The organism is Streptomyces sp. NPDC058464 (assembly GCF_042721035.1).
Lineage (GTDB): Bacteria > Actinomycetota > Actinomycetes > Streptomycetales > Streptomycetaceae > Streptomyces.
On sequence record NZ_JBHXMA010000046.1, the window covers coordinates 1 to 14,826 of the forward strand.

Below are 14,826 nucleotides of genomic sequence, written 5' to 3' on the forward strand. Positions count from 1 at the left end.
GGGGGGTGTACTTTCTCGGCTCGCCCGTCCCACCGCTGGGGCCGCCGGGGGTGGGGGGCGCCGTTTGGGGGGGGGGGGGGGGGGGCGCCGGTGACGGGGCGCCCCCCCCACCCCCCTTTGCCACCTGGGGTTTTTCTCCCCCGTCACGGCGACGGCCCGGCGGTGTCCGGATTGTTGCTGTGATTGTTGACAAAAGTGTTGACGTTTTTGCTCACCAATCCTTAGCGTCTACGCACCACGGGTCAGCAGCACGAGCCGCGTCGACCCCCTCTACCGCTTCCCCTCCAGGGAACGCATCCTGGACGAGAGGAAAACAAAGATGTCCTCCTCACCCGCCCTGTCCGCTCGCGGCAGCAAACTGGCCCAGCTGGTCATCGGCCTGTGCTGGCTGGCCGTGCTCTTCGACGGCCTCGACATGTTCATCTACGGCTCGGTGCTGCCCCACCTGCTGGAGACGAAGACCTTCGGCATCACCCCGGACAAGGCCGGCGACCTCGGCTCCTACGCCACCTTCGGCATGCTGGTGGGCGCCCTGACCGCGGGCACGATCGCGGACCGGATCGGCCGCAAGCAGCTGATGATCGCCTGCGTCACGCTCTTCTCGCTCGCCTCCGGCATCTGCGCGATCTCCGGCAGCCTCACGGTCTTCGGCCTCGGCCGCACCCTGGCCGGCATCGGCCTCGGCGGACTGCTGCCGACCGCGATCAGCATGGTCTCCGACTACGCCAGGGGCGGCCGGATCGCGATCACCATCGGCGTGCTGATGACCGCCCACCACGCGGGCGGCATCCTCTCCGCGTACGTCGCCAAGTGGCTGGTCGACCCGTACGGCTGGCGCTCCGCCTTCTGGGTCTGCGTGCTCCCGCTGCTCTTCGTCCCCGTCCTGCTGAAGCTCCTGCCCGAGTCGCTGAGCTTCCTGGTCGCCAAGGGCCGCACCGAGGAGGCCACCGCCCTGGCCGACCGCTACGAGGTCGAACTGCCCGCCGTCGCCGCCAAGAAGACGACCGCCGACCGCTGGGACGCGCTGCTCGACCTGTTCCGCGGCGGCGAGTGGCTGCAGACCCTGCTGTACTGGCTGGCCTCCTTCGGCGGCCTGCTGCTGGTCTACGGCGTCGCCACCTGGCTGCCGACCCTGATGCGCACCGAGGGCTACGAACTCGCCAACGCCCTGACCTTCGTCGTCGTCTTCAACATCGGCGGCATCGTGGGCATGCTGGTCGCCGGGCGGGCCGCCGACCGGTTCGGCGCCCCGCGCATCGCGGCGATCTGGTTCGCCCTCACCGCCGCCGGCGTCTACCTGCTCAGCGTCCACATGCCGATGGGCGTGACCACCCTGGTCGTCTTCCTGACCGGCGTCTTCCTCAACAGCGCCCAGACGATGATCTACGCGACGGTCTCCATCCGCTCCACCCCGGACAACCGCGCCACCGCCGTCGGCTGGACCTCCGGCATGGGCCGCTTCGGCGCCGTCTTCGGCCCCTGGCTCGGCGGCCAGCTGCTCGCCGCGGGCAACGGCGACTGGGGCTTCACCGCCTTCGCGCTCGCCGGTGTCTCCTCGATGGTGTTCATCGGCATCGCCGCCCTGCGCTCGGCCCGGCAGCCGCAGGCCAGCAACGACCAGGAGAAGCTGGTCGCCGCCCACTGACCGGTCCGCCCGGACCGGTCCGGCGCCGCGCCCCTTCCACGGGCGCGGCGCCTTCCTACTGCTCGCCGGCGGGCTCCGCCTCCAGCCCGGTGCACGCCAGCTGTCCCCCGACCTCCGCACACGCCTCCACGCCCCGGGGCGCCGGCACCGCGAGCATCGGGCTGGTGTAGCCGACCGAGTCCTCGGCGGGGTAGCTCGCCGAGAGCACGTCCTGCCCGGCGCGGACCGAGACCTCCCGGGCGTGCGGCGCGTGCAGCCGCACCTCGGACCAGACGGTGCCGCAGGCCGGGGACCAGCGCAGCCGGACGTCGTAGGCGACGCCGGTGACACGGCTCTTGGTCCGCGCGTCCCGGTCGCACGCCGACGCGTCCGGCAACTCGCCCTGGCAGGACCGGCCGTGACAGCGCGGCGCCGCCGACACCGGCTGCGCACCCGGCGTACCGCGCCGGTCCGTGACGGTCACGGCCGCCGCCGTCACCCCGGCAACGGCGAGCAGCGCGAGCGCGGTCAGCGGCAGCCGCCACCACCGCCTCGCCGGCGGCCTCTCCTGGACCGGTTGCACGGCCGGCGGCTCCTCGGCGGCCTCGCACAGAGCCAGTACGGCGACGGGATCCACGCCCGCGAGCCGGGCCAGGGCCTCCACCGCCGGGCGTGGCGGCCGTTTGTCGCCGGAGAGATAGCGGTGCCAGGCGGACTTGCTGTACGGGGTGCGGGCGGCCAGCGCCGCGAGGCTCAGTCCCGTACGCTCCTTCAGCTCGCGCAGGCTCGCCGCCGGCGACTCGTCCGGTGGGGTGGTTCTCGCTCCTTCGGAGTGCGGCATGGTGCGTGCCTCGACTTCATTACGCTATGGGCGTTTCGCCCCTGTTGTCGGAATGGCTTCCCATCGGGACGGGGCCCGCAACCGGCGAACAGGTGTGAAGACGGTGAATCGAGGGGGGCATGTCGAAGGCCTGTTCGGGAAGTCGGGTTCCCGAACAGGCCTCTGCGGTCAGCGAGTGCGGCGGTAGGGGCCCGTCAGCACCACGGGACGGCGTGGCCGACCCGGACGTAGTGGGCGGAGACGTAGCCCTTGTGGTGCGGGAGCCGGTACCAGGTGTGGTTGCCGCGCACCGAGCCGCCGTACGTCTTGCAGGTCAGCGGGACGAGGTGGTGGGTGCGGCGGTGGCTCACCACGCGGTAGCGGGTGCTCGGGCCGGAGCGCACGTTGAGCCGCACGCGGTGCGTGGTCACCCGGCCGACGGTCCGGTAGGTGTAGTGGCGGTGGTGGAGACGGTGGGCCGCCGGCGCCGGCAGGGTGGTGTAGTTGTAGTACTGCACGATTCCCTGGGGCGCGGGGACCGGGGTGGCGGCGCTCGCGGTGGCGGCCCCGGCCGTGGGCAGGAACGCGAACACCGCGACCGTGGCCAGCAGGCCGTTCTTCAGGATCCGACGGGACATGGAAACCTCCGTGCTGTCGTGCTCGTGACCACGAAGCGTGATCACGAGTCGGAGCGTTTCCGTGCCGGACCGGCACCATGTCGTCCCCGCGTGCCCTGGAACGGCTGGGACGTCCCAGGGCACACCGGCCTCAGCCCATCTGGTCCTCGGCCGACAGGTGCTCGACCGTCTTTCCGGTGGCCGTGAAGGTGCGGGTGACATGTCCCGACGAGTACACCCACAGGAGCCGCAGCGGGGTGTCGCCGACGTTGCGGAACAGGTGGGGGACGGGGGACGGGACGTAGGTGGTGTCGAACCGCTCCAGCCGGGTCACCTCGCCGTCCACCCACACCTCCGCCTCGCCCTCCAGGACGGTCACGTGCTCGTCGCAGTTGTGCGAGTGCAACGGCGCCCCGGAGCCCACCGGGTAGACGCTCATCCCGCTGGTGATGAGGTTCTCCCCGCCCGCCGACGGCGTGGTGATCAGCGGTGTCGTCACGACCGCGCCGCCCCGGTCCAGCAGGGGCACGGACGCGGCCTTGATGATCGTGGTCATCCGGGGGGTTCCTCTCCAGTACGACGTACCTGACTCGCCGACCGACGGTAGGCCGCGCACGCGCGAACGGGTGCCCCCTGGCGTGCAGTTTTACCTTGCGCTCCGGGAGGTGTGAGCGTCCGCGACGCGGCTGTAGCGTCACCTCGCAATCCACGGCCGCCGGAGAGAGAAGGCAGGTACCGGCCCCATGAGGCTCCCCGTTCTCAGCGAAGACGACATGGACCCGCGCCAGCAGGAGCTGGCCGCCCGGATCGCGGGCCGCCGCGGCGCCGTGCGCGGCCCGTTCCGGGTCTGGCTGCACAGCCCGGAGATGTGCGAGCGCGCGGAGTCCCTCGGCGCCTTCGCCCGCTTCGACTGCAGCCTCCCCAAGCACCTGCGCGAACTGACCCTGCTGATGGCCGCCCGCAACTGGGACGCCCAGTACTCCTGGAACGCCCACGTCCACCAGGCCGTCGAGGCCGGCATCCCGGAGGCGGCCGTGCAGGCCGTCGCCGAGAAGCGCGAGGCGGTCTTCGAGGACGAGGCCGACCAGGCGTTCTACCAGTTCTGCCGGGAGGTCCTGGAGGAGCACTTCGTCACCGACGAGACCTTCGCCCGCGCCCTGGCGCACTTCGGCCCCAAGGGACTGGTCGACACGATCGGCGCGCTCGGCAACTTCACCATGCTCGGGATGTGCCTCAACACCTTCCAGGTGGACCTCCAGGCCGACAAGGAGCCGCCGTTCCCGGACATCCGCGGCTATGGCCGGATCGCCCCGGAGGAAGCCCGATCCGGGGCCTGACCATGAGAAACGCGACCGATCTTTTAAGCCGGGAGGCGTTGACAGGATTGCCGACATTCGATTTGTGTGGGTGACCAGCGCGGGCGAGCCGCACGCGCGTTCGGAGGAAAAATGGATCGCTTGCTCCTCATGCACAGCTTCGTGACCGTCGCCCAGGTCGGCAGTTTCAGCGGGGCCGCCAAGAAACTGGGCTCGTCCGGCTCCCTGGTGTCCCGGCACGTGGCGGAGCTGGAGCGGCAGATCGGCGTACGCCTGGTCAACCGCACCGCCCGTTCCGTGAGCCTCACCGAGCCGGGCCAGCGGTACGCCGAGTTCGCCGCCCGCATTCTCGACGAGATCGAGGCCGAGGACGCCGGAATCGCCCAGCTCCACGACCGGCCCGAGGGCACCCTCAGCGTCATCTGCCCGAAGTGGATAGGCAGCCTCGACCTCGGGGACGCCATCGCCGCGTTCTCGGCGACGCATCCGAAGATCCAGGTCAGGTTCGAACTCGGCGGGATGTCCGACCGCACCTACGACTTCCTGGACAGCGGGTTCGACGTCGCCTTCCACACCCGGGACCTCAGGGACTCCAGCGTCCGGCTGAAGAAGATCGCCTCACTGCCGTTCGTGCTGTGCGCCTCCGCGGAGTACATCGAACGGTGCGGGACGCTCACCCACCCGAACGACCTGGCCGCCCACGACTGCCTGGTCCACCTCAACGACCCGGTCTGGCGTATCGGCCACGGGCACGCCAGCACCCTGCACAAGATCCGCAACATCGCGTTCTCGTCCAACTCCTACATCGCCCTGCAGAAGGCGGCGGTGCACGGCCGCGGCATCGCCCTGCTGCCCCAGCGCCCGGTCTACGACGACCTCGTCTCCGGCGCCCTCCAGGTGCTGCTGCCCGACCTCGCCGTACCCGACCGCCCGCTCTACGCGATCTACGGCCCCGGACAGGACACCCCGCGCAAGATCAGCGTCTTCCTGGACTTCCTCGCCGAGTGGTTCGCACAGAACCCGATTCCCGCGATCCGGTCGTAGGCCGGGCGGCCCGCAGGCGAGGCCCGCGGCCGAGTGGCCCAAGCCGCAAGAAACGCTTGCGCATTCCGTAGAGCTCAGGCCATTGAGCCCCTCGCGAGCAGAAATCTACGCTCGCGAGGCGACCCGGAAACGAGGAATCCATGGGAATCCAGAGAATCGAATCGGTCACCTACGGCATCGACGACCTCGACGTATGTGTCCGGTTCTTCGACGACTTCGGGCTGTCGATGGTGGAACGGACCGACGAGCACGCGGTGTTCGAGACCCGTACCCGCCAGACCCTCCACCTCGACACCCTGCCGTCGCCGTCGCTGCCGCCCCCCGTCGAGGACGGGCCGACGCTGCGCGAGGTCGTCTGGGGCGTCGACACGCCCGAGGAGCTGGAGCGGCTGGTGGCGGCGGCGGGCCGGGACCGCGAGGTCCGGGAGAGCGCCGACGGCGTCCACCACACCGTCGACGAGACCGGCTTCGGCGTCGGCCTCACGCTGGCCCGCCCCGCACCGGCCCCGGTCACGCCCCGCCCGGCCAACACCCTCGGCAGCGTCACCCGCTGGAACACCGCCCTGGAGCCGATCACCCGGGTCCGCCCGCTGCGGATGTGCCATGTCGCCCTGAACATCCAGAAGGAGGGCCGCGAGGCGGCCGTCGGCTTCTACGTCGACCGGCTCGGGTTCCGCCCGACCGACGTGGTCGAGCCGATGGGCGTCTTCATGCAGGCCCCCGGCGACGACGACCAGCACACCATGCTGCTCTGCCACCGCCCCGACAGGGCGGGGATCAACCACATCGCCTACGAGGTGCCCGGCTTCGACGACGTGATCGAGGGCGGCAACCACATGATCGAGCGCGGCTGGCGGGAGGCCCGCAGGCTCGGCCGGCACACCATCGGCTCCAACGTCTTCCGCTTCCTGCACGCCCCGTGCGGCGGCCGCGTCGAGTACGCGGCCGACATGGACCGGGCCGACGAGAAGTACGGCACCCGGGTCCACGAGACGACCCCGCCGCACCACATCTGGGCCCTGCGCACCAACCGCGACCAGGAAGCCCCCACCGCGTCCTGACCCTGGTCCTGAACCTGAGAGGGCACCCCTTCATGACCACCGACCACGGCTATCCCGCCGTCCGCATGTACATAGCGGGCGAGTGGTGCCAGGGCGGCACCGGACAAACCGCCCCCGTCGTCAACCCCGCCACGGAGGAGACGATCGGCGAGGTCCCCCTCGCCACCCCCGCCGACCTCGACCGCGCACTCGAAGCCGCCGAGCACGGCTTCAGGGTGTGGCGCGCGACCTCCGTCGCCAAGCGCTCCGCGATCCTGGACCGCGCCGCCGACCTGATCGCCGAACGCGCCGCCGCCATCGGCCGCGTGATGACCCTGGAGCAGGGCAAGACCCTCGCCGAGTCGACGGGCGAGGCCAAGCGGACCGCCGACACCCTGCGCTGGCACGTCGAGGACGCCCGCCGCGCGTACGGCCGTATCGTCCCGTCCGCGCCCGGCACGGTCCTCACCGTCCGCCGCGAACCGATCGGCCCCGTCGCCGCCTTCGTGCCCTGGAACTTCCCGGTCGGTGGACCCAACCGCAAGATCTCCTCGGCCCTCTCGGCCGGCTGCTCGATCGTCATCAAGGCCTCCGAGGAGACCCCGGCGACGGCCGCCGCCCTGGTGGCGTGCTACGCGGACGCGGGCCTGCCCGCCGGTGTGCTCAACCTCGTCTTCGGCGAGCCCGCCGAGGTCTCCGCCCACCTCATCGCCTCCCCGGTGACCCGGATGATCGCCTTCACCGGCTCGGTGCCCGTCGGCAAGCTCCTCGCCGCCGAGACCGGCAAGGTCATGAAGCCCTCACTGATGGAACTCGGCGGCCACGCCCCGGTCATCGTCTGCGCCGACGCCGACCCCGGACAGGCCGCCCGCCGCGCCGCCCAGGCCAAGTTCTTCAACGCCGGACAGGTGTGCACCTCGCCCAGCCGCTTCCTCGTCCACGAGTCCCTGGTCGAGGACTTCACCGCCGAGTTCGTGAAGGCCGCCGAGTCGGTCGTCGTCGGCGACGGACTGGAACAGGGCACCACCATGGGCCCCCTCGCCAACGAACGCCGGCTGCGCTCGACCGAACGACTGACGGCGGACGCGGTACGCAAGGGAGCCACCGTCCGCACCGGCGGCGAACGGCTCGACCGCCCCGGGTACTTCTTCGCACCGACCGTGCTCACCGACGTACCGGCGGACGCGGACCTGATGTCCGAGGAGCCGTTCGGGCCGCTCGCGCCCATCGTGCCCTTCAGCGACCTCGACGACGCCCTCGCCACCGCCAACTCGCTGCCGTACGGCCTGGCCGCCTACGGCTTCACCAGGTCGGCCGCCACCGCCGAGAAGCTCTCCGACGGACTGGAGGCCGGCATCCTCTCCCTCAACCACTGCGGCGGCTCCGTGCACGAGGCGCCCTCCGGCGGGGTCAAGGACAGCGGGTACGGCCGGGAGGGCGGGCCGGAGGCGCTGGACGCCTACCTCGTCACCAAGCGCGTCTCCCACCTGCTGACGCCATGAGGTACGCGCGAGTCTCGGTGGAGGGCAGGGCGGTCTGGGGCCGGGTGCGGGAGACCCGTGTCGAACTGCTCGCCGGGTCACCGCTGGAGGGCGAACCCGACGTCCTCGGCACGATCCCCGTCACCGGGGCCGTCTGGCTGCCGCCCGTCGTCCCGGGCGTGTTCTACGCCGTCGGCTACAACTACCCGCGGCACATCGCACACGCCGGAGCCGCGACCCCCGAGCGTCCCGAGGTCGGCTACCGCGCCAACAACGCGCTCACCGGCCACCGTTCGCCGATCGTCAGACCGGCCGAGGTGACCGGACGCTTCGAGGCCGAGCCGGAACTGGTCGCCGTCATCGGCCGCACGCTCCGGTACGCCGGCCGCGACGAGGCCCGCAAGGGGGTGTTCGGCTGGACCATCGGCAACGACGTCAGCGCCCGCACCTGGCAGCACCAGGACCGCACGTTCTGGCGCAGCAAGAACAGCGACACGTTCAAGCCGATGGGGCCGTGGATCGAGACCGAGGTGGACGCCCTCGCCCAGACGACCACCCTGAGCGTCAACGACGAGGTGCGCGCCACGTTCCCGACCGGGGACATGGTCTTCGACCCCTTCGACTTCATCGTCGAGATCACCCGGCACATCACCCTGCACCCCGGCGACGTGCTGTGGATGGGCGCCGAGTCCACCTGCCAGATCGAGCCCGGCGACACCGTCGAGGTCGCGATCAGCGGTATCGGCGCGCTGTCCAACCCCGTACACCTGGAAGGCAACCACTCATGACCGCGGAACCCCGCTACATCCACCACGTCAACTTCCCCACCACCGACCCCGACCGCACCGCGGCCTGGTACACCAAGGTCTTCGGGATGAAGCGCATCATGCCCAAGTCCAACACCCGCGTGGTGCTGATGACCAGGGGAAACTTCGACCTGCACTTCACCCCGGTCGAAGAGATGGAGCGCATGGCGCCCTACCACTTCGCCGTCGAGGTCGACGACTGGGACGACTTCCTCGCCCATCTCAAGGAGCTGGGCATCCGGCACACCCGGCCGATCGAGCGCCCCGAGAACCAGTCCAAGTTCTGCTACATCCACGACCCCGACCACACCATGATCGAACTCGTCTACCACAGCCGCCGCCCCAACTAAGCGCATCAGTACGGGAGTTCACCCCATGCCCCTCGCCGACTCCGACGGCACCTCCATCTACTACGAGCGCCACGGCAGCGGCCCGGCGATCCTGTTCGTGCACGGCAGCGGCGGCCACCACGCCGCCTGGTGGCAGCAAGTGGCCGCACTGCGCGAGGAGTTCACGGTCGTGACCGTGGACCTGCGCGGCTTCGGCAAGTCCGACTCGTCCATGGCCGAGTTCGACGGCCAGGACTTCCCCGGTGACGTGGTCGCCGTCCTCGACCAGGAGGACATCACCGACGCCATGCTGGTCGGCCAGTCCATCGGCTCCGTCGCCGCCCTGCGCGCCGCGCTGCTGCGCCCCGAGCGGGTCTCCTCGGTCGTCCTCGGCCACTCCCTCGGCGGCATCAGCCACCCCGAACTGAAGGAACTCGCCGCCGCCGACCGCGCGGAGGCCGTGAAACTGCCCGTCATCGACCGGCTGCTGACCAAGCCGTTCCAGCGGGAGCGGGCCGACCTCACCTTCCTCTTCCAGCAGATGGGCACCTTCAACGTGGCCAGGATGCAGGACCTGCGCAACCTCGACACCGACGGCCCGACCCTGGACGAGATCCGGGCCTCCGGCGTGCGGGTCGCCTTCCTCGCCGGGGAGAAGGACGCCGTCCTCAGCGTCAAGACGGTCACCCGCGCCCACGAACTGCTGGCCGGCTCGCACCTGGAGATCGTCCCGGACGCCCCGCACTCCATGTACTGGGAGACACCCCAGCCGTACAACGCGGCCGTCGCCCGGCTCCGCCGCACCCTCACCGCACCGAAGGAAGCAGCATGACCAGCCTCACCCTGGCCGCCGCCGAGGAGATCATCGGCGCCGCCCACCAGCGTGCCCAGGAGATCGGCAAGGCGGTGAGCGTCGCCGTCGTGGACGCCGGCGGCTTCCCGATCGCCATCCGCCGCCCCGACGGCGCCCGCCCGCTCACCCCCGACATCGCCCGCGCCAAGGCCTACACCGCGGCGATCATGCAGCGCCCCGGCACGATGCTGAAGAAGTGGCAGGAGTCCCAGCCGGTCTTCTTCTCCCAGCTCTCCCAGCTCCCCGGCGCCGCCCTGCCGATCATGGCCACCGAGGGCAGTCTCACCATCAAGAAGGACGGCGAGATCATCGGCGGGCTCGGCATCGCAGGCGGCACCGCGGACGAGGACCAGAGGATCGCCGAGGACGTCCTGAAGGCCCTCGGCTACGAACTGGAGTTCGCCGCGTGGGGCGTCGCCGGCTCCGGCGGGAAGGACTGACATCATGGCGGACACGTTCAACTACCGCATCGACCACCACGGCAGCCTGGTCCGCCCGGCCGGCCTGTCCACCGCCGACCCGGAGGCCGTCGACACGGCGGTCCGGGAGGCCGTCGCCTACCAGCGCAAGCTGCGCTCCACCGTCGTCACCGACGGCGACTTCCCCCGCGAGGACTTCCGCAGCGCGGTCCTCGACGGCGTGACCGGCTTCCGCCGTACCGACGAGGCAGACCCGGACGGCCTGGTCCGCTGGGTCGCCGAGTCCCTCCCCAAGGCCAACGGCCCGCTGCTCGCCGACCGGGCCGCCCAGCTCGCCGAACTGACGGTGATCGCCCCGAAGGCCACGCTGCCCTCCCCGGCGTACCTGGCGGCCACCACCTTCCGGCCGGGCCTCGGCATCTCCTCGGCCCGGGAACTGGGCGAGGCCCTCGCGGAGATCGTGAGGGCCGAGATCGAGCTCCTGGTCTCGAAGGGCGTCCGCCTGATCCAGCTCGACAACCCGCTTCTGCTAGCCCAGTTGAGCACCGACCCGGCCGACCCCGGCGCCCTGTCCTTCACGGACGCGCTGGCTGTCGATTCCCTCGCAGTACGGCTGGACGAGCGCCCGGAGAGCGTCCGTATCGGCATCGCCCCCGGCTGGTCGGCCCCGCCCGAGGTGGACCGGGCACGCGCCGAGCAGCTGTACGCGGGCATCGCCGCCGACCGCTGGATCCTCCCGTTCGACCAGGGCACCCAGGCCGAACTGGACCTGGTCAAGGCACTACCGGACGACCGGGACTTCTGCCTGGGCGTGGTCGACGCGACGGCGCCGGAGCCGGAGGACATCGACACGGTGATGTCCCGTGTCGACGCGGTCGGTGAGTTCAAGGACCTGGAGGACGGCGCGGTGTCCCCGTCCCGGGGCTTCGCGGACGTGGCATCGCGGCCCCTGCTGACCGCGGAGGACCAACGCCGCAAGCTGGTGCTGGTCGAGACCATCGCCCGGTACTGCTGGGGCAACGAGTTCTGAGTGCTCCGCCGGAAACGCCGGGATCTGCCGACTGCGTCGCCGTCGCGGCTGGTCGCGCAGCTCCCCGCCCCTGAAAGAAGGGGCGCTGCACGAGCGCCCCTTCAGAACCCGTCTTTGGACCCGTTGTACGTAACAGCGTTGGCCAGGGGCCGTCATGAGTCTCGTCCGGCAGGATGCCGCACGGCGGGTCGTCAGCAGGTGGGTGGTAGAGCGCAGTCTGGCCTGGTGGCTCCACGCCCCCAGGAATGCACGGGACTACGTGTCCCGGCTCGCGCACTCCGAGGGAGAACTTGGGAGTCGACCCGCTCGGCGATGAGCCGCCGGTAGTTCGGGCACTGGGTGACGTCCTCGTGCTCGCAGTTCAGGCCGCCCTCGATGAGTTCCAACGAGGCCCGGGCCGTCGCGATCCTCGATCGAAGCTCCTCGGCCTCGGGACGCGGGATCTCGTGCCGGGTGGCGCGGTCGACGGTGGCGGACAGGCTCCTGACGGTGTCCCGGCCGAGGCCGGCCTCTTTGCAGATGAGGATTGTCGCCAGGCGCGTGAGGTCCTCCGCACCGTAGCGGCGCCGCCCGCCCGCATCCCGTCCGGGGTGCAGCAGGCCCACCGACTCCCAATGCCGCAGGACGTGCGTGGCCAGGCCGAACCGCGCCGCGAGGGCGCCGATGCTCATCGCGCTGACGTCGCTGTCTTCGCTTGACTTCATGCCGACATCAAGTCGCAGCATGACGTCCATGTCCAAGCATCGGAAAGCGGTGGAAGAGCACCGCGACACCGAGGCCCTGCTGGCCGTCCTCGACGCGGCGGACGAGATGCCGAGTGCCATCCGGCTGCGGGCCCGCTCCTACGAACTGCTGTCTCTGGTGCCGGGCTCGACCGTCGTGGACGTCGGTTGCGGCGCCGGACGCGCCGTCGCCGAGCTGACGGAACGCGGCGTCCACGCGGTGGGCGTGGACCCCGACCCGTGGATGGTGGCCGCGGCCCGGGAACGGTGGTCGGCGGCCCAGTTCCGGGAGGCTGGAGCGGAGGGTCTGCCGTTCGCCGACGGAAGCGTGCGAGGCTACCGTGCCGACAAGGTCTTCCACGTACTTCAGGAGCCAGGGTGCGCGGTGGAGGAAGCGCGTCGCGTCCTCTGCCCGGGCAGCAGGATCGTCCTGGTCGGTCAGGACTGGGACGCCATCATGATCGACTCGGATGACGCGGCGCTCACCCGCACGATCGTGCACGCCCGCGCCGACCTCCTGGGCACGCCCCGCGCCGGCCGCCAGTACCGCAGCCTGCTCCTGGCCGGCGGCTTCGACGACGTCACCGTCGAGGTGCACACCAGCGTGTTCACGGACCCGGCGATGCTGCCGCTGCTCACCAGGCTCGCCGAGCCGGCCTGTGAGAGCGGCGCCGTCGGCCGCGACCAGGCCGACGAGTGGCTCACCGAGCAGCGCCGGCGGGCAGAGGCCGGCCGCTTCCTCATCGCCATTCCGTTCTTCGTGGCCGCCGCCTCCGCCTAGAAGTCGTCCGGCCACCTGCGGATGCCCCCGGACGTCGCCGGTCACGAGGGCTCCACCGTTCTCGTCGGCCTGGTCCGGGTCGTTCAGGGCTACTCCCGTACTGACGGTCGGATCTTCAAGACCCTGCACCTGCTCCCGTTCGTCCCCGACGAGGGACGCCGGCGGATGATCGGCGCCCAGCTCTGCGTCACCGAGGCCCGCCACCGCCTCGCCCGGAAAATGTTCCTCGGCCGCCATGCCTTCACCCGGCCCGCGGCGCCTGGCCTGCGCCCGCTGCGTGACCCCCACGAGCACGTCGACTCAGACGACGGTGAGGCCGGGTGACGGAGGCGTCGCACGATGCCTGATCACGTCCGAATTCGTACAGCGCCAGCAGGTGGCGGACCAGGGCGAGTGCGGCAAGCAGCGCGACGAGCACGCACACGCCCCACCAGCCGGCCCGGCTCCAGACGCGTATCCCGAGCCAGGAACCTGCGCTGCCGCCCAGGTAGGCGCAGGTCATGTAGGCGGTGTTGAGCCTGCTGCGGGCATCGACGCGCAGGGCGTAGACGCGGACCTGATTGGCGACCATGCCGGACTGCATCGCGGTGTCGAGGAGCAGCGTGCCGAGTGTCAGAGAGGTCAGACCCAGCGTGCCGCCCCGGGTACCGAAAGTGAGGATCGCGGCCGAGACGAGGACGCCAAGCATGCAGACCAGGTTCACCGGATCGGGGCCGTAGCGGTCCACCAGACGGCCGGCGAGCGGGGTGCAGACCATGGTTGCCGCGCCGACCAGGGCGATCATTCCTACAGCCTGGGCACCCAGCCCGTAGGCCGGTCCGGTGAGCAGGAGCGCCAGGCAGGTCCAGACCGCGGAGAACCCGGCGAAGACGGTTGCCTGGTAGAAGCACGAGCGGCGCAGGTCCGGCTCGGTGCGCAGCAGGCGCAGCGGCTCGGCCAGGAGCGCTGCGTACGGCTGGCGGGAGGACGGGGATGTGGTCGGCACCGCGAACGCCAAGACGGTGGCGAGGAGCAGGGCCAGGACCGCGGCGACCAGGTAGGGGGCCCGCCAGCCCAGCCACTCACCGAGCGTGCCGCTGAAGGTCCGGGCCAGCAGCATGCCGCCGGTCGATCCGCTCAGCAGGGTGCCGATCACCGCTCCTTGGCGGTCGGCGGCCACGAGACCAGCCGCCAGGGGGCCGACGATCTGCGCGCCCACGGTGGTCAGGCCGACAAGGGTGCCGGCGGCGATGAGGGCCGGCAGAGCCGGTGCGCAACCCGCAGCGAGCAGTGCCAGACCGGTCAGGGCGAGGAGGACGACGAGGAACGAGCGGTGCGGGAGCCGGTCGCCGAGCGGCACCAGCAAGACCATCCCGGCCGTGTAGCCGATCTGTGTGGCGGTCACCACCGCAGCGGCCGAATCGGGCGACACATGCAGCCCGGCGGCGACCAGCGGACCGATGGCCTGCGGAAAGTAGATGTTGCCCACTGCCACGGCGCACGTGACAGCCAGTATCAGGACCATCCGGCGGCTCATCCTTCAGTCCACCGGCCCGCCCGCGACGTAGCGGACCTGGCCGGAGACGAACCCCGCGAGACCGTGTCCCATTGCTGCGTGGTCATGTCCACAAGGCCGGTACGGGGTCTGATGCCGGCGTTGTCGACCAGCACCGTCGGCGGTCCGAACGCGGCGGCGATCCGGGCGACGGCCGCGGTGACCGCTGCCTCGTCGGCGACATCAGCGGCGATGGCCGGCGCTGCGCCGCCGACACCTGTGATGGCCTCCACGGTGTCGCCGCAGTCCGTCTCGTCCGGATCGATCACGCCGACTGCCAGGCCGTCGTCCGCGGGACGCCTCGCCGCAGCGGCGCCGATGCCCCGTGCCGCACGGTGACAACCGCCGTGCGCTGCACATGAGTTGTGTGTCATGAGAGGAAGTCCACGGCGTCGACGTGCCGCCGCCAA

18 protein-coding genes are annotated in these 14,826 nt (G+C 71.0%); 12 read left to right on the plus strand and 6 right to left on the minus strand.

The genetic code is table 11. From position 1 onward, the window contains the following. The first annotated feature begins 319 nt into the window (after positions 1-319). Positions 320-1,645 (plus strand): MFS transporter, encoded by a 1,326-nt coding sequence (locus ACFWPQ_RS41905; protein WP_384047365.1) that lies wholly within the window; start codon positions 320-322, stop codon positions 1,643-1,645. Positions 1,646-1,700: 55 nt separating this feature from the next. Here ACFWPQ_RS41905 and ACFWPQ_RS41910 read toward each other — a convergent pair whose 3' ends face one another. The 3 genes from ACFWPQ_RS41910 to ACFWPQ_RS41920 all read right to left on the minus strand — a co-directional run bounded on the left by ACFWPQ_RS41910 (position 1,701) and on the right by ACFWPQ_RS41920 (position 3,617). Then, the gene (locus tag ACFWPQ_RS41910; protein ID WP_384047368.1) at positions 1,701-2,465 is read right to left on the minus strand and encodes a DUF2690 domain-containing protein; all 765 of its coding nucleotides are present in this window, start codon (positions 2,463-2,465) and stop codon (positions 1,701-1,703) included. Between the two features lie 194 nt (positions 2,466-2,659). Beyond that, a complete protein-coding gene (locus ACFWPQ_RS41915; RefSeq protein ID WP_384047371.1) occupies positions 2,660-3,082 on the minus strand; it encodes an SH3 domain-containing protein in 423 nt (140 codons plus the stop codon). 130 nt (positions 3,083-3,212) lie between these two features. Further along, positions 3,213-3,617: a cupin domain-containing protein gene (locus ACFWPQ_RS41920; protein WP_384047374.1), complete on the minus strand. Its 405-nt coding sequence runs from the start codon at positions 3,615-3,617 to the stop codon at positions 3,213-3,215. Between the two features lie 217 nt (positions 3,618-3,834). Here ACFWPQ_RS41920 and ACFWPQ_RS41925 point away from each other — a divergent pair, with 217 nt between their 5' ends. The 9 genes from ACFWPQ_RS41925 (at position 3,835) to ACFWPQ_RS41965 (ending at position 11,379) form a co-directional block, all read left to right on the plus strand. After that, positions 3,835-4,398, plus strand: a complete 564-nt coding sequence (locus ACFWPQ_RS41925) for a carboxymuconolactone decarboxylase family protein (protein ID WP_384047567.1) — start codon at positions 3,835-3,837, stop codon at positions 4,396-4,398. 111 nt (positions 4,399-4,509) lie between these two features. Beyond that, on the plus strand, positions 4,510-5,421 hold the full coding sequence (locus ACFWPQ_RS41930; RefSeq protein WP_384047377.1) for a LysR family transcriptional regulator: 912 nt from the start codon (positions 4,510-4,512) through the stop codon (positions 5,419-5,421). 140 nt (positions 5,422-5,561) lie between these two features. Then, a complete protein-coding gene (locus ACFWPQ_RS41935; protein ID WP_384047380.1) occupies positions 5,562-6,482 on the plus strand; it encodes a VOC family protein in 921 nt (306 codons plus the stop codon). 32 nt (positions 6,483-6,514) lie between these two features. Continuing rightward, positions 6,515-7,963 carry an NAD-dependent succinate-semialdehyde dehydrogenase gene (locus ACFWPQ_RS41940; RefSeq protein WP_384047383.1) on the plus strand — a complete coding sequence of 483 codons (1,449 nt, stop codon included), beginning with the start codon at positions 6,515-6,517 and terminating at the stop codon, positions 7,961-7,963. Then, positions 7,960-8,730, plus strand: coding sequence for a fumarylacetoacetate hydrolase family protein (locus ACFWPQ_RS41945; RefSeq protein ID WP_384047385.1), 771 nt, complete (start codon positions 7,960-7,962; stop codon positions 8,728-8,730). The genes ACFWPQ_RS41940 and ACFWPQ_RS41945 overlap by 4 nt, the downstream gene beginning before the upstream one ends. Next, a complete protein-coding gene (locus ACFWPQ_RS41950) occupies positions 8,727-9,098 on the plus strand; it encodes a VOC family protein (protein ID WP_217548338.1) in 372 nt (123 codons plus the stop codon). The genes ACFWPQ_RS41945 and ACFWPQ_RS41950 overlap by 4 nt, the downstream gene beginning before the upstream one ends. Positions 9,099-9,123: 25 nt before the next feature. Then, the gene (locus ACFWPQ_RS41955) at positions 9,124-9,909 is read left to right on the plus strand and encodes an alpha/beta fold hydrolase (RefSeq protein ID WP_384047388.1); all 786 of its coding nucleotides are present in this window, start codon (positions 9,124-9,126) and stop codon (positions 9,907-9,909) included. Continuing rightward, a complete protein-coding gene (locus tag ACFWPQ_RS41960) occupies positions 9,906-10,370 on the plus strand; it encodes a heme-binding protein (RefSeq protein WP_384047391.1) in 465 nt (154 codons plus the stop codon). The genes ACFWPQ_RS41955 and ACFWPQ_RS41960 overlap by 4 nt, the downstream gene beginning before the upstream one ends. A 4-nt stretch (positions 10,371-10,374) precedes the next feature. Next, on the plus strand, positions 10,375-11,379 hold the full coding sequence (locus ACFWPQ_RS41965) for a methionine synthase II (cobalamin-independent)-like protein (protein ID WP_384047394.1): 1,005 nt from the start codon (positions 10,375-10,377) through the stop codon (positions 11,377-11,379). Between the two features lie 191 nt (positions 11,380-11,570). Here ACFWPQ_RS41965 and ACFWPQ_RS41970 read toward each other — a convergent pair whose 3' ends face one another. Then, positions 11,571-12,083, minus strand: coding sequence for a MerR family transcriptional regulator (locus ACFWPQ_RS41970; protein WP_384047396.1), 513 nt, complete (start codon positions 12,081-12,083; stop codon positions 11,571-11,573). A 28-nt stretch (positions 12,084-12,111) separates the two neighbouring features. Here ACFWPQ_RS41970 and ACFWPQ_RS41975 point away from each other — a divergent pair, with 28 nt between their 5' ends. Next, complete coding sequence (locus ACFWPQ_RS41975) at positions 12,112-12,882, plus strand: methyltransferase domain-containing protein (protein WP_384047399.1); 771 nt, start codon at positions 12,112-12,114, stop codon at positions 12,880-12,882. Positions 12,883-12,903: 21 nt separating this feature from the next. Next, positions 12,904-13,206, plus strand: a complete 303-nt coding sequence (locus ACFWPQ_RS41980) for a Tn3 family transposase (RefSeq protein WP_384047401.1) — start codon at positions 12,904-12,906, stop codon at positions 13,204-13,206. On the opposite strand, the gene ACFWPQ_RS41985 is transcribed toward ACFWPQ_RS41980, so the two are convergent. Together ACFWPQ_RS41985 and ACFWPQ_RS41990 are read right to left on the minus strand one after the other, a co-directional pair. After that, positions 13,124-14,386 carry an MFS transporter gene (locus ACFWPQ_RS41985; protein ID WP_384047404.1) on the minus strand — a complete coding sequence of 421 codons (1,263 nt, stop codon included), beginning with the start codon at positions 14,384-14,386 and terminating at the stop codon, positions 13,124-13,126. The genes ACFWPQ_RS41980 and ACFWPQ_RS41985 overlap by 83 nt on opposite strands. Positions 14,387-14,394: 8 nt before the next feature. Then, the gene (locus ACFWPQ_RS41990; RefSeq protein WP_384047407.1) at positions 14,395-14,790 is read right to left on the minus strand and encodes an SDR family oxidoreductase; all 396 of its coding nucleotides are present in this window, start codon (positions 14,788-14,790) and stop codon (positions 14,395-14,397) included. Positions 14,791-14,826 lie beyond the last annotated feature (36 nt).

Excerpts from the sequence above, each read along its gene's own strand:
- ACFWPQ_RS41905 (WP_384047365.1), top strand. The coding sequence starts at position 320 with ATGTCCTCCTCACCCGCCCTGTCCGCTCGCGGCAGCAAACTGGCCCAG.
- ACFWPQ_RS41910 (WP_384047368.1), bottom strand. The coding sequence starts at position 2,465 with ATGCCGCACTCCGAAGGAGCGAGAACCACCCCACCGGACGAGTCGCCG.
- ACFWPQ_RS41915 (WP_384047371.1), bottom strand. The coding sequence starts at position 3,082 with ATGTCCCGTCGGATCCTGAAGAACGGCCTGCTGGCCACGGTCGCGGTG.
- ACFWPQ_RS41920 (WP_384047374.1), bottom strand. The coding sequence starts at position 3,617 with ATGACCACGATCATCAAGGCCGCGTCCGTGCCCCTGCTGGACCGGGGC.
- ACFWPQ_RS41925 (WP_384047567.1), top strand. The coding sequence starts at position 3,835 with ATGGACCCGCGCCAGCAGGAGCTGGCCGCCCGGATCGCGGGCCGCCGC.
- ACFWPQ_RS41930 (WP_384047377.1), top strand. The coding sequence starts at position 4,510 with ATGGATCGCTTGCTCCTCATGCACAGCTTCGTGACCGTCGCCCAGGTC.
- ACFWPQ_RS41935 (WP_384047380.1), top strand. The coding sequence starts at position 5,562 with ATGGGAATCCAGAGAATCGAATCGGTCACCTACGGCATCGACGACCTC.
- ACFWPQ_RS41940 (WP_384047383.1), top strand. The coding sequence starts at position 6,515 with ATGACCACCGACCACGGCTATCCCGCCGTCCGCATGTACATAGCGGGC.
- ACFWPQ_RS41945 (WP_384047385.1), top strand. The coding sequence starts at position 7,960 with ATGAGGTACGCGCGAGTCTCGGTGGAGGGCAGGGCGGTCTGGGGCCGG.
- ACFWPQ_RS41950 (WP_217548338.1), top strand. The coding sequence starts at position 8,727 with ATGACCGCGGAACCCCGCTACATCCACCACGTCAACTTCCCCACCACC.
- ACFWPQ_RS41955 (WP_384047388.1), top strand. The coding sequence starts at position 9,124 with ATGCCCCTCGCCGACTCCGACGGCACCTCCATCTACTACGAGCGCCAC.
- ACFWPQ_RS41960 (WP_384047391.1), top strand. The coding sequence starts at position 9,906 with ATGACCAGCCTCACCCTGGCCGCCGCCGAGGAGATCATCGGCGCCGCC.
- ACFWPQ_RS41965 (WP_384047394.1), top strand. The coding sequence starts at position 10,375 with ATGGCGGACACGTTCAACTACCGCATCGACCACCACGGCAGCCTGGTC.
- ACFWPQ_RS41970 (WP_384047396.1), bottom strand. The coding sequence starts at position 12,083 with ATGAAGTCAAGCGAAGACAGCGACGTCAGCGCGATGAGCATCGGCGCC.
- ACFWPQ_RS41975 (WP_384047399.1), top strand. The coding sequence starts at position 12,112 with ATGTCCAAGCATCGGAAAGCGGTGGAAGAGCACCGCGACACCGAGGCC.
- ACFWPQ_RS41980 (WP_384047401.1), top strand. The coding sequence starts at position 12,904 with ATGCCCCCGGACGTCGCCGGTCACGAGGGCTCCACCGTTCTCGTCGGC.
- ACFWPQ_RS41985 (WP_384047404.1), bottom strand. The coding sequence starts at position 14,386 with ATGGTCCTGATACTGGCTGTCACGTGCGCCGTGGCAGTGGGCAACATC.
- ACFWPQ_RS41990 (WP_384047407.1), bottom strand. The coding sequence starts at position 14,790 with ATGACACACAACTCATGTGCAGCGCACGGCGGTTGTCACCGTGCGGCA.